This is a genomic window from Pseudocalidococcus azoricus BACA0444, from assembly GCF_031729055.1.
Classification (GTDB): Bacteria; Cyanobacteriota; Cyanobacteriia; order Thermosynechococcales; family Thermosynechococcaceae; genus Pseudocalidococcus; species Pseudocalidococcus azoricus.
The window spans coordinates 61,321-74,397 of sequence record NZ_JAVMIP010000006.1 but is presented as its reverse complement, the minus strand read 5'-3'; the positions used below and the strand labels follow the sequence as shown (position 1 = coordinate 74,397).

The window sequence follows — 13,077 nt, the reverse complement described above, 5'->3', positions numbered from 1 at the left end:
GGTTAAGCCTTTAAGTAAAGTAATTCACCCAACTGGAAATCACCGACTCAGTACCATACCAAGGGGCATTGGGACAATCGCGGGAACGACTCCGGGGCGCGTGGAGAACCCCCTCTAAGGTGATATTTTCTGCTCCCTCTAAATGGGCCGAAACCACAGGCGTAACTCCATCCCCCCAGGCCTGGCCCTCCCCACAGGTGAGTTGATAGCTTTGATAGGTAAACCAACGCTCCAGGGGCCAAGCATTCTGTCCGTAAATCGCCTTGCCCGCGACACAGATATATTGCACTTGGTCATAGAAAGCCCCGGGGTAGGTGGTATTGACAAAATCCAGGTTTTTCCGCGTCCATCGTTCTTGGCTGGTGTGGGGTGTGCCTAAACTAACGAGGGTTTTAACATGACGTTTCCCATCCCAGGCCTGGCCACAGTAAGGTTGATCCCCTAAATAGACCCGCGCAATCCACCCCCCCGCCGAATGGCCAATGATATTCACCTGTTCATGTCCTGATTCTGCCTGGGCCTGGGCCACTGTCGCTGCCAATTGAGCCAAGATCGGGATGACGGGCCGGCCGCCAATGGTGACTAACCAATCCTGCCCGCGCAAGGGGACAATCCTGGCTGGAATCCCCAAGGCCAAAAGGCTTTTTTGGAGGGGAACATAATCATCGGCACCTGCTAAATAGCCCGGCAAAATCACAACAGGTAGGGACATAAACTCCAGTACTGACCTTAGGAGACGTTAGCAAAGCGAATTTTCAAATAATCTTCGTCCATTTTGGCTCCGATGGGCTGCATTCCGGCCAACCCCTGGGGGAGAACCATATTCCGGCGATGATTCCCAATCCGAATATTTAACTCATCTGCATTTTTGTTCAGTTCAATTTTTTCCTTAGGAATCCCCGGCAAATAAAGCTCCAGACTATATTCCCCCTGGTCTGCAATCACCCGAATCGTATTTTCCTTGTAATAGACCTGGGCCGGGTCTTCATTGGCATAGAGGGTATCCTTGAGACGGTGGAGCGCCGCTAACCCGCACAATTCTTCGGCAAACAACGGCACTTCTTTCACAGGCAATGGGCGAAAATTATCATGGATTTCTTGGCGATATTGTTGTTGTGACTCTTTCCAACGGGCAAAAAAGGGATCACTGACGGTATCGGGAATAATTCGGTTAGCCACAACTAAATCGGTTGCCACGTTATACAAGCTCAGGTAAGCATGGGCCCGTAAAGATTCCTTAATCACCATTTTTTCGGGATTGGTGACGAGCCGGACTGACGTGACTGCATTATCCGTCAAGACTTTTTCGAGGGCTTCAATCTGCTCATAAAATTCATAGGGAGCATCCATCACCGCTTGATCGGGTAAGGAAAAGCCCACGAGGGGTTTAAAAATCGGTTCTACTAATGGGCGCAGGGCCACCGACATCCGTTGTAAGGGCTTATAGAACCGCCGCATATACCAACCACTGACTTCTGGGAGACTCAATAATCGCAGGGCTGTTCCGGTGGGGGCTGAGTCAATAATCAAGACTTCATAGAGACCTTCGTCATAATGGCGTTTCATCCGGACTAGGGCAAAAATCTCATCCATGCCGGGCAGAATTGCCAGTTCTTCCGCTTGGACTCCCTCCAGTCCCCGCGCCTGTAGCACCTGGGTAATGTACCGCTTGACGGCCCCCCAATTGTCTTCCAACTCCATCAGCGCATCTAATTCCGCTCCCCAAAGATTCGGACTGATCGGGGCTGGAACATGGCCCAATTCCTGATCAAAACTATCCGCCAGAGAGTGGGCCGGATCCGTACTCAATACTAGGGTTTTGTAGCCCAATTCTGCACAGCGTAACCCCGTTGCCGCCGCCACAGATGTTTTTCCGACACCACCTTTTCCGGTCATTAAAATTACACGCATTAGGGCTACAACCGCGTTACTGCTTTCTCATTGTAAAGAAATTTTGCAGCTTGTTCATAATGACTCCTCGGCCCCAGGCTGATCCCCAAACACCCAATTGGCAGGGCATACTGGAGTAGCATCATCAGGTTAATTGTTAGTTGATAGGTCTATGCCCCGTCGTCCCCCCCCCCGCAACGTCCCCCCTCGCCCCGCCCGTTCTGCGGCTTCCACATCTCCAATGAATTCCACCACCTTAGCGGTATTGGGAGGCGTGTTTATTTTGGGAATTGGCGTTGGCGTTGCCTTTAGTAAAACCACCACATTGGCCCCGGAAAATGTCGCCTCGACCCAGTTCATTGACCAAAGTGCCCCTAATCCTGAACTCTGTGTCCAATATGGAGCCAGTGCCATCGTGGTAGATTCGCGGGTGTTTGTTACCTTCAATCCCTTTAATGTCTTTGTCTCTCAACCTGTGATGCAACCGGGCTGTGTAGTGCGGGCCAATAATATTGGCTTACTAGAGCAGCGGAAACTGATTACGGGGGATCAACTGCGAGAATGTCGGCAACGGTTGAATACCTTTGGATTTACTGGCTCCATTGAAAACTCCCCCAAAATTAACTGCCTCTATCAAAGCAATGCTGATCAAAATTTGTTTTTGGGAATGCCAGGCCTGGGGAATAACCCATCTGAAACCAATAACTTTTAGGCATCTGTGCCTGTTTTTTGTTCATCATAATCTCCTTCCAGGCCTGTCATGAATATCGGTTTACCCAAAGAAATCAAAGACCAGGAATTCCGAGTTGGCTTAAGTCCGGCAGCGGTGCAAGCGTTACAGGAGCGGGGGCATCAGGTCTTTGTGGAATCGGGGGCCGGCCTGGGGTCAGGGTTTAGGGATGCAGATTATCAAGCGGTTGGCGCTAAGATTGTGGCCACCGCGGCCCAGGCCTGGGATGAGGAGATGGTCATTAAGGTCAAAGAACCCCTGGCTAGTGAGTATCAGTTTTTAACACTTCCCAAGATTTTGTTTACCTACTTACACTTAGCCGCTAATCGAGACCTAACTGAAACCCTCTTAAAGACGGATTTAACTGCCATTGCCTATGAAACGGTGGAACGGGAGCGGGGTGGCCAAATCAGTTTTCCCCTCTTAACCCCGATGAGCATGATTGCTGGACGATTGGCGGTGCAGTTTGGGGCCCGGTTTTTAGAGCGTTCTCAAGGGGGGCGGGGGATATTACTCAGTGGCTTACCCGGTGTCCAACCTGGCCAGGTGGTGATCTTGGGCGGTGGGGTCGTGGGGACTGAGGCGGCCCGGATTGCGGTCGGTTGTGGGGCCAATGTGACGATTTTTGATGTCAATGTTGAGCGGCTGTGTTATCTGGAAACCCTGTTTGGTGCCCGGGTAAATTATCTCTACAGCACCTCCAATGCCCTCGCCCAAGTGATTCCCACGGCTGATTTACTGATTGGGGCAGTGTTGATTCCCGGCCAGCGACCGCCTTGTTTAGTCTCGCGGGGCCTGGTACAGCAGATGATTCCAGGATCGGTGATTGTGGATGTGGCAGTGGATCAGGGGGGCTGTATTGAAACACTCCGACCAACATCCCACTCTCAACCCACCTATGTAGAAGCAGGGGTCGTTCACTATGGTGTGCCGAATATGCCCGGAGCCGTTCCCCGCACTGCCACCCAGGCCTTGACCAATAGCACCTTACCCTTTGTGTTGAAATTAGCGGATCTCGGGATCGAAGCCTGTGATCAAGATCGGGGCCTGGGCCTGGGTATCAATGTCCAAAATCACCGCCTTATCCACCCTGCCCTCCATAAAGAGTTTCCGGATCTCCTTTGAGGTGATCCCTTAACATACCCAAAAATTTAGATAAACCCCAAAAAGACCAGGCCAAGATAGTGATAGGGTAAAGAAAAACCGGCCTGGAGCATGAATCATGGCCATCGCCCTAGAACAAATTGCCCAATATCTGGATCATCACCAACTCAATTACAAACTGGATACGGCCTACAACCAAATCATTACTGGGGTAACGGGCGATAACTTAGATCGGTTTGTGGTCGTGATTCAACTGGACGAAGAGGGGGAGTTTTTTAAGCTCTTTGCCCCGGATATTTTGCCTGGAGTCCAGCATCATGCCTATAAAGAAGTGATTTTACAAACCCTGCTGGGGATTTCCTGGGAAACGAAAATGCTCCAATGGGAATATGATGCCTCCGATGGGGAGATTCGGGCCATTATTGAGTTTCCCCTTGAGGATGGCACCCTGACGGAACGGCAATTCTATCGCTGTTTAACGGCCTTAGTAGAAATTGTGGATACGACCATCCCTAAGGTGAAAGAAATCATGATGGCTGTTCCAGAAAATTCCAGTGATGATTTGGCGGTGGGTGAGCGGTTATTGTTAACGATTCAAAATGAAGCCCCCGGCCTGTTGGATTTAATTGCCCAGGCCCTGGAAGCACGCAAACGCCGCGGTCAAGTTCTGGCTTCTGAAGATTAAATCTATTAAATGAGCAATGCTTAAGAGTTTTGGGATAACTACATAGGTGCATGGATAGTTAAGAGTAAAATCTTAGCTGGACTCAAGCGAGCGATTCAGAGGAAAGCATGATGTTGGATACCGCCATTGTCGCCATTCACGGCCGGGAAATTCTCGACTCCCGCGGGCGGCCGACTGTGGAAGCAGAGGTAGAGTTGGCCTGTGGCATTATTGGCCTGGCCCAAGTTCCCAGTGGAGCCTCGACTGGCAGTTTTGAAGCCCATGAACTTCGAGATGGGGACAAGTCGCGCTATGGCGGTAAAGGGGTACTCCAGGCCGTGGACAACATCGAAGAAAAAATTCTCCCGGCCCTGATTGATTTTGATGCCGCGGATCAGGTGGGCCTGGATCGGTTGATGATTGATCTGGATGGCTCGGCCAATAAATCCAATCTTGGGGCCAATGCGATTTTGGCGGTCTCGTTGGCGGCGGCGAAGGCCTGTGCGTTTGCCTTGGATGTGCCTCTATATCGCTATTTGGGTGGGCCATTGGCCAACTTGCTCCCTGTTCCCCTAATGAACGTGATTAACGGAGGAGCCCATGCCGACAACAATGTGGATATCCAAGAGTTCATGATTGTCCCGGCCGGAGCTAGTTCCTTTAAGGAGGCCTTGCGCTGGGGAGCCGAGGTGTTTGCCGCCCTGAGTAAAGTTCTCAAAGATCAAGGCCTGTTGACGGGGGTTGGCGATGAAGGCGGATTTGCCCCGAATCTTAGCTCCAATCGGGCGGCCCTGGATATTTTGATGCAGTCCATTGAGTTGGCTGGGTTTAAGCCGGGGGATGAGGTGGCTTTAGCGTTGGATGTGGCGGCCAGTGAGTTTTATGCCGATGGGAAATACACCTACGATGGCGTGACCCGCAACCCGATTGATTTAATTGACTATCTGGGTGAGCTTGCCGAGGCCTATCCGATTGTTTCGATTGAAGACGGCCTCCATGAAGATGATTGGGAAAATTGGGCAATCCTGACGGAAAAACTGGGCCGCAAAATTCAACTGGTGGGGGATGATTTATTTGTCACCAACCCAATTCGGTTTAAGCGGGGGATTGAGCAACACATTGGCAACTCAATTTTGATCAAACTCAACCAAATTGGTACCCTCACGGAAACCCTAGAAACCATTGATCTGGCGACTCGGAATGCCTATCGCTCGGTGATTAGTCATCGCTCTGGGGAAACGGAAGATACCACGATTGCAGATCTCGCTGTTGCGACTCGGGCCGGACAAATTAAGACTGGCTCTCTTTGCCGCAGTGAACGGGTGGCGAAATATAACCGCCTGCTGCGAATTGAAGATGACCTAGGGGACAATGCCGTCTATGCCGGTGCTGTTGGCCTGGGCCCGCGGTAATGGTGCGGCCGCAAAAGCGGTTTGGGCAGCATTGGTTACAGAGTTCGCGGGTTTTGGGCAAAATTCTCCAGGCCGCGGATCTTGCCCCCCAGGATCATGTCTTGGAAATTGGCCCAGGCACAGGGGTATTAACGCGACCGCTTTTAGACCAGGCCGGGCAAGTCACCAGTGTGGAAGTGGATCGGGAGGCGCACCAGGCCCTAACCACAACGCTCACTCACCCGAACTGGCATCTAATTCTGGCAGATTTCCTCAAGTTAGATTTAGCGGGCCTACCTGACCCCAAGCCGAATAAAGTCGTCGCCAATATTCCCTACAACATCACCGGGCCAATTTTAATCAAGCTCTTGGGAACGATTAGCCAACCCCAGACCCAGCCCTTTCAATCCCTCGTTTTACTGATCCAGGCCGAGGTCGCCAGCCGCATTTTAGCCAGTCCGGCCGATAAAGCCTATGGAGCCTTGTCCTTACGGGTGCAATATTTAGCCAAGCCCGAGAAAATTTGTCATGTGCCCCCAACGGCTTTTTTTCCACCCCCCAAAGTAGATTCCACCGTCATTCGCCTCACTCCCCAGCCCCCGCTGATTCCCTGTGATTGCCCCCCACTATTAGATGAGTTGATTCAACTGGGCTTTGCCACCCGCCGAAAAATGTTGATCAATACCCTCAAGGGCCGGGTGGAGCGGGAGGTTCTCCTCAACGCCTTTCAAGACTTAAATATTTCTGCCCAAACTAGAGCCGAAAATCTAGACTTAAAAACTTGGATTCAATTCAGCAATTGGTTAGATCAAGCTGGCCTGGAATCAGTCCTCTCAGACTAGCTACTTCGGTTTAGGCAGGGGCAATTAAATCGTAAATAGGCTTAAATAGGCTGATCCGATAACCCAAAAATATTATTGTAGGCGGCCACAATCACCCCATAACTGAGGGGAACCGTTACCAATAACCCCAGGCCACAGAGGCAAGCCCCGGCAAAGTTAATCAAGCCAAGCACAAACAATAAACCAAAGATGCCAAACCACTGATGGGTTACGGTTTTCCGACTGGCTTCCATGGCGGCCCAAAATTCGATCCGCCGTTCCACCACTAATGGGACTGCAAAGGTATAGGCCACGCCCAGATAGATAGCGGGAACCAGGAGAATAATACCTAGGATAATGAGGATTAGTGTCGCACCAGCGGGAATTTCCGGCAGTCGCTGCAATAAATCCACCATTTGATCAAGTTCTTTATCCGGGGAAGTTGCTTCCATTTGGAGCCGCTCCAGGATGCTCTTAAAGGAGGGGAGAAAGCCAACCACAAAAGCCATGCTCGCTAAAATGCTAAAAATGCCGGAAAATAACCCAGTCAGCAAGCTAGTTAAAAGAATGGGTAGAAAGCGATTACCCTGAAAACCGGTGAAAAAATCCCCAAAAGAAGTCGGTTGCCCCCGGAGCAGCTTGAAGCCAACAATATAATTACCAGCAACTAGAATCGCCGAAACAAAACCATTCACCAGCGCGCCGCCAGGGATATTGCTCAAGACGATGCTGATGATGAAACTAATGACAAAAAAGCCAATGAATCCACCCACATTTTGGCTAATAATCTGCCAGCCTTCCCCCAAAAACAACCCAATACTGACTTGATAATTGCGGCGATCTAGGCCATTAGAACTATTCCGTTGGTCATACATACCCTGTTTCCTCACACCTGAGAATTACCCCATCCCGACTCCAACCCTCCAGGCCTGGTAGCTAAGATGATTCATCGCCTTTAGATTATCTCAGATAGTCAGAACCCAGCTATCCCCTCTCGGCAGAACCAGTGGCCACCTGTGTTTGAGTTCCCTGTCCCTACCCAGTCATGGATTAAACTTTAGAGTTAAAAAATATCTAAAGACAGGTTTCCCAGGCCTGGCCCACCAACTCACTTAGCCAGCGGCGCGTGGTCGCATCTAATAAATAGTCCTCTGCCAAAACTTCTAATTGCAACATTTCTAAAGTTTGTCCCTGATCCCGGGCCATTTTTACCACCCCGGCAATGGCTGCAGCCACCAACTCAGCATTAACCGGCTGACGATCTAGTTCAGTCATTTCCGCGAGATTGCCAGGAATGGGATAATGCATAGGTGTGGGCAGCAATTATGAGAAATTTGTAAACTCTCTTAAACTAAGTATTTGGAAGTTTACTGTATTTCCTCGATCTGTCAAGTCCTTTCGGGTGTGATTGAAACAAAATGCAAGAAATCCTTTATCTCGAAGTTCCAACCCCCGTCACCACAGATGTCCAGGCCTGGTTGCAGTCCCAATTTCAGCCGTTTGCGGGGCAAATTCAGGCCACGACCGCTGGGATTCGCTGGCAATTTCCGGGGACAGCATCAGAACTGTCCGTTTTTGCTTGGTCACTCCAGCGCACCACCTACTTAAAAGTCTTTCGTTGGGGTCAAAGTCCGGTTCCGCAAGAGTCATCTTTGCTTCAACACCTGAAAAAATCTCTGCACACCGCTTTTCCACTCCAACACCCAGAGCCACCCGAAATTGATCTCAGCCAAAACTCGATTTTTACTGCCCTAGAGCCGTTTTATCCCCGCACGGTTAAATATTTTCAACAAATGCCCAATGGGGAAGCGGATCTGCAACGGGTTTATTGGTGGGAGCAACGCTGGCGGCAAGGCGTTCGTCATCCCCAGGCTCCACAGCAGGTTGTCAGTCAATCTTCCGAACTGGCCGAAACACCCAATTTTGACCTGATCTATATCGGTGGCGCGCTCGGGGTTGTCCATGCGGCCGTGATGGCACGTTTAGGCTATCGGGTCTTGTTACTAGAGCGGTTGCCCTTTGGCCGGATGAATCGGGAATGGAATATTTCGCGGGCGGAATTTCAACACCTGATTGATCTGGGCCTGTTCACGGCAGCGGAATTTGCCAGCATCATTGCCCGTGAGTATGTAGATGGGTTTAACCAGTTTTTCGCGGCGACTACGCCTAAGCATTGCCAGGCCCCGATTCTCCACACCCCCACGGTCTTAAATATTGCCCTCGACTCCAGCCGCTTTCTCCAACTCTGTGGCCAAAAACTCCGCCAGGCTGGGGGAGAAATTTGGGACGAAACTGAATTTATCAAGGCCACTGTTCACCCCAACGCGGTGCAGATTCAAGCCACCCATCGGCCCACGGCACAGCCCCAAACCGCAACTGGACGACTCTTAGTGGATGCGATGGGTACTGCTTCCCCGATTGCTTGGCAACTGAATGGCGGGCGGGCCTTTGATAGCGTTTGTCCAACAGTCGGGGCAATTATTTCCGGGCTAGATCCGCAAGTTTGGGATGCTGACTACGGCGATGTCTTGAACAGTCATGGGGATTTATCACGGGGGCGGCAACTCATTTGGGAACTGTTTCCGGCAGCGGGGGATGAACTGACGATTTATTTGTTCCACTATCACAAAGTCCATCCCGATAATCCCGGTTCTCTGTTGGAGATGTATGAGGACTTTTTTGAGATTTTGCCGGAGTATCGCCGTTGTGATTTAGATGACCTGGCCTGGATTAAACCCACCTTTGGCTACATTCCCGGACACTTTAGCTTGTATCGCCAAGATCGGACTATTGCCTTTGATCGCCTCGTGACCATTGGGGATGCCGCCTCCTTACAATCTCCCTTGGTGTTTACCGGGTTTGGCTCCCTAGTGCGGAATTTGCCCCGCCTGACGGATCTGCTCCAAACAGCCCTCAAACACGATCTTTTACAGTCCGAGCAACTCAATCAAATTCGGGCTTTCCAGAGTAATACGGCGGTGACTTGGCTATTTTCCCGCGGAATGATGGTTCCCACCGGGCGGAATTTACCCCCCAACCGTGTCAATGCGATGCTGAATACCTTTTTTGGGATTTTGGCGGGGGAATCACCGGAGTTAGCGGATCGGTTTATTAAGGATCGGGCTGGCTGGTGGCCCTTTAATCGGATGGCGATTACGGCGGCCTGGAAAAATCCGGGCTTACTCTATTGGATTTGGGATATGGTCGGCCCTTGGGATATGACCCGTTGGTTGGGGAGTTACTTTACCTTTACTTGGGCGGCGTTTTTGAATGCCTTGTTTGGAGCCTGGTTGCCAGGGTTAATTAGAAAGAGCCAGGCCTGGTTAGAGCCAAAATTTCCTCAGGTTTGGTTTCGGTTACTCTGTTGGAGCTATGACCTGACCTATTCTGTTGGCCAACCCCGGATCGAGCAAACCTTACCCACCCTGCCCCGGCCTGGAACAACCCTACCCCGGCCAATGGTCACTGCTGGAACTATCCAATCACCAAATCCGTAAAACCTGACTCAACTTCTGAGCCTAGGCTAGAGCTAGTAGACATTTCCAAGAACGTGTATTGAATTTCTGGTTCCAACAATTCGTGCGCCTTTCAATCCAAACTGGCCATTTCTCAGGCTTGGCTGTTCCTTTCTTGCTTTTAGATCAGGGGGGATAGTGATTTGACATCCTCCCCGCCCTGTAGCTTGCGTGTAAAGCAGGGCTAGGATTCCTTGTTTCACAGGGAGTCCAACGACTTTACCCTCCACAAGAGTTCTTTGCGATGTGTCCCACCGCTGTTGTTTGCCCTGATCCTCCAGGTTCCTCCACTCTACGGTGCGAGCCTCTGGCGATGTGGCAGATTTCCTATCCCGATTATAACAAAGCCGTCGTGAACGACGGGGCTTGTATCCCATTTCTTTGGTCATTGAATACCAGGAGTAGCAGTCCTTGATGGTTTACCCATGGCTCAGAACCACGTCCCAACGAACATGACCGGGAGAACTTGAGATGACATCCCCTTACCCCATCTCCGGCCCTGTTAAGCAGCCTCCAGCCAGGACTCTCTGGGAAGTCAGATGTCCTCCATCAGTGGCAAATGAGGTTACGCTTTCTTCGCTTCTCTCTCTCAAGGCAATTCAGATAGGCATTGGGTAACTCAATCGGTTTTCTCAAGGTAGTCCACTTTTCAGTCCAATCAAGTACTACAGTGCTACGCAGGCTGTTCTGAGAGAGTAGAAATGTCAAAAAGACTGCCCACAAAGCATTTTCTGACTTGTCCCGATCTCACCCTAAATGAGTAACGCTATACAAATCATCAAAGTCTTTATAAAAAAAGGATTTGGGCTTGAAGAAAACCGCCTTCTAAGCGATCGGTTGCTGGTTCGATCCCCACCGGGTACGTTGACGTTATCCCAACCGGGTACATGACTCACAGACCGATTGTTTTAGAACTAGGGATCGGAAATCTAGCCGAAGTTGAAGCAGATTTACTTTTGCGCTGGCGGATCCGGGGTTGACGGGCTGGCTGGGTATTGATTGAGCGCACGTCTGATATCTGGGATTCCCGGGCAGCCCGAATCAACAGGCCAGCAATGGCGAGACTGGCGATCATTGAACTTCCCCCATAGCTAAACAGTGGAAAGGGCAACCCTGTGGTCGGTAAGATGCCGATGGATACACCAATATTGATCAAGGCCTGGAGTAAAATGATCACCAGACAGCCCACCACAATCAGCCGCTTGGTTGGATTTTCGGTTCGGTCTGCTACTCTAACGGCTACAGTTCCATAGGCAACAAGTAACAACAAGAGGAACAAGCAACCCACCAGGCCAGTTTCTTCAGCAAAGACCGAAAAGATAAAATCCGTATGCTCCACCGGGAGATAGCCTAATTTCTGCTGGGACATCCCAAATCCTGCCCCCGTCACCCCGCCCGAACCAACGGCCAAGAGGCTTTGGACAAGCTGATACCCATCACCCATTTGATCCGCCCAAGGATCTAGAAACGACATCACCCGCCGCCGTTGATACTCCCGCAAGCTAATGCTAGTTAGAGCCAAACCAAACCCTAAAAATGCACTCCCGCCCATCTGCCAATAGGGAAGGCCAGCCGCCAAGGCCATAAACCAGAGGGTCATGCCACAAAGGGCGGTGGTGCTGAGGTTGGGTTGGAGCAAAATACTAAGCAGGGTGATGGCAAAGATCCCCAACCAAACCAAGCGAGATGCCAGTTTTAAGCGAAACCACTGACTGAACACCCAGGCCGCTTGCAGCACAAGAAAGGGTTTGAGGAATTCCGATGGCTGGAGTTGAAAGATACCCAAGTTAATCCAGCGGGTCGCCCCCATGACCGTACTCCCTACGCCAGGAAGATAGGTGGCAAAGACCAGGCCAAGGGTGAGAAAAAAACCAGGTAAGGCAATGCGAGCAATGCGGTCTAGGGGCGTATGAATTAAAAATTGGAACCCAATCCAGCCAGCAAAGATCCAGAGGCATTGCCGTTCAACAAAATAGAGACCATCCCCAGTTTCCACCAGGCCAGTGTGGAAGGAGGCTGAAAATAAGACCAGCAGCCCCAGTCCCAACCAGATCAGGGTGAGCCAATGGAGCAGCCGCGCCTCAAGATTCCAAGTCCGAATACCGGGTGTAACAAACGGGATAAACTGCCACCACTTCACAACGACTCAATCCTGGTTTGAAGAGCTATATTTGCTGAGGACATCCTAGACTGTGTTTGGCCCAGTTGAGCAATCCATGCAATTTCCATGGCGAGGGCCATTGTCCGACAATCTTTGTTTCCCTTAACTGCTGGGTAAACCCCCATGACTGCGAGGATCATCGGTTTTGGGGCCAAGATTTGCTTTCAGTGCCGAGGTTTCCCCGAGGGCCTGATTAAATTCTAAGGATTGCCCATTGACTAAGGCAGTTAGATTCTTGGTCATAATTTTCAAGGGTTGTTGACCAATGGCCATCCCGACTGCCTCGGCCTGGGGGTTGAGAAAGACAAAGTGGGGAATTCCGTCCACGTTATATTTCAGCATTTCTGGGAGCCACTTGTCGTTATCGACATTCAACATGACAAAGTTGACCCGTTCTCGGAAGTCTTGCTTAAGGGTGCCAAGATCAGCGGCCATGGCTCGACAACTACTGCACCAGTTGGCATAAAACTCCAACAGGGTCGGCTTGCCATTGGTTTGCGCTTCGGCCCAGGGGGTTGAATTCTCAGCCTGATAGGCCAGGGTTGCCGGGTTATTTTGGGAGCCACTACCGATATAAATGGATAGGCCCAAGAAAATCGCAACTAAGACAATCACAAAATTGCGTAACCGCTGCCCTGTGGCGGGTGATGCTTGTGCCATAAATCACGTGCCTATGATCGGAGGAATAAGACCAGTCAAACTGTTTTTACTGTATAGCATCCTTCATCACCCTGGAGGCTGGAGAACTATCCCACACTCCTCCTTGAGATCAGCCTTACCAATTCCCCCTGTCCAACCGGC

General features: G+C 50.8%; 12 protein-coding genes. 6 read left to right on the top strand and 6 right to left on the bottom strand.

Annotated elements, in window-relative coordinates; translation table 11 throughout:
* Positions 1-10: 10 nt before the first annotated feature.
* Positions 11-712 carry an esterase/lipase family protein gene (locus tag RIF25_RS08115; protein ID WP_322878049.1) on the bottom strand — a complete coding sequence of 234 codons (702 nt, stop codon included), beginning with the start codon at positions 710-712 and terminating at the stop codon, positions 11-13.
* Positions 713-729: 17 nt separating this feature from the next.
* On the bottom strand, positions 730-1,911 hold the full coding sequence (locus tag RIF25_RS08110) for a TRC40/GET3/ArsA family transport-energizing ATPase (protein ID WP_322878048.1): 1,182 nt from the start codon (positions 1,909-1,911) through the stop codon (positions 730-732).
* A 151-nt stretch (positions 1,912-2,062) separates the two neighbouring features.
* Between RIF25_RS08110 and RIF25_RS08105 the strand changes: the two genes are divergently transcribed.
* From RIF25_RS08105 to rsmA, 5 genes are all read left to right on the top strand, one after another.
* Positions 2,063-2,602 carry a DUF3172 domain-containing protein gene (locus RIF25_RS08105; protein WP_322878047.1) on the top strand — a complete coding sequence of 180 codons (540 nt, stop codon included), beginning with the start codon at positions 2,063-2,065 and terminating at the stop codon, positions 2,600-2,602.
* A 48-nt stretch (positions 2,603-2,650) separates the two neighbouring features.
* Positions 2,651-3,745: an alanine dehydrogenase gene (gene ald, locus RIF25_RS08100; protein WP_322878046.1), complete on the top strand. Its 1,095-nt coding sequence runs from the start codon at positions 2,651-2,653 to the stop codon at positions 3,743-3,745.
* Between the two features lie 97 nt (positions 3,746-3,842).
* On the top strand, positions 3,843-4,409 hold the full coding sequence (locus tag RIF25_RS08095) for a hypothetical protein (RefSeq protein WP_322878045.1): 567 nt from the start codon (positions 3,843-3,845) through the stop codon (positions 4,407-4,409).
* A gap of 110 nt (positions 4,410-4,519) precedes the next feature.
* Positions 4,520-5,800: a phosphopyruvate hydratase gene (gene eno / locus RIF25_RS08090; RefSeq protein ID WP_322878044.1), complete on the top strand. Its 1,281-nt coding sequence runs from the start codon at positions 4,520-4,522 to the stop codon at positions 5,798-5,800.
* Entirely contained in the window at positions 5,800-6,621 is an 822-nt protein-coding gene (gene rsmA / locus RIF25_RS08085) for a 16S rRNA (adenine(1518)-N(6)/adenine(1519)-N(6))-dimethyltransferase RsmA (protein WP_322878043.1), read from the top strand. Before eno ends, rsmA begins: the two co-directional genes overlap by 1 nt.
* A 41-nt stretch (positions 6,622-6,662) precedes the next feature.
* Here rsmA and RIF25_RS08080 read toward each other — a convergent pair whose 3' ends face one another.
* Both RIF25_RS08080 and RIF25_RS08075 read right to left on the bottom strand, forming a co-directional pair.
* On the bottom strand, positions 6,663-7,475 hold the full coding sequence (locus RIF25_RS08080) for a DUF975 family protein (RefSeq protein ID WP_322878042.1): 813 nt from the start codon (positions 7,473-7,475) through the stop codon (positions 6,663-6,665).
* 199 nt (positions 7,476-7,674) lie between these two features.
* Positions 7,675-7,908 carry a hypothetical protein gene (locus RIF25_RS08075; RefSeq protein ID WP_015125053.1) on the bottom strand — a complete coding sequence of 78 codons (234 nt, stop codon included), beginning with the start codon at positions 7,906-7,908 and terminating at the stop codon, positions 7,675-7,677.
* 110 nt (positions 7,909-8,018) lie between these two features.
* Here RIF25_RS08075 and RIF25_RS08070 point away from each other — a divergent pair, with 110 nt between their 5' ends.
* Positions 8,019-10,097, top strand: coding sequence for an NAD(P)/FAD-dependent oxidoreductase (locus tag RIF25_RS08070; RefSeq protein ID WP_322878041.1), 2,079 nt, complete (start codon positions 8,019-8,021; stop codon positions 10,095-10,097).
* Between the two features lie 910 nt (positions 10,098-11,007).
* On the opposite strand, the gene RIF25_RS08065 is transcribed toward RIF25_RS08070, so the two are convergent.
* Both RIF25_RS08065 and RIF25_RS08060 read right to left on the bottom strand, forming a co-directional pair.
* Positions 11,008-12,255 carry an FtsW/RodA/SpoVE family cell cycle protein gene (locus tag RIF25_RS08065; protein ID WP_322878040.1) on the bottom strand — a complete coding sequence of 416 codons (1,248 nt, stop codon included), beginning with the start codon at positions 12,253-12,255 and terminating at the stop codon, positions 11,008-11,010.
* 123 nt (positions 12,256-12,378) lie between these two features.
* Complete coding sequence (locus RIF25_RS08060; RefSeq protein ID WP_322878039.1) at positions 12,379-12,936, bottom strand: thioredoxin family protein; 558 nt, start codon at positions 12,934-12,936, stop codon at positions 12,379-12,381.
* Between the last annotated feature and the right edge of the window lie 141 nt (positions 12,937-13,077).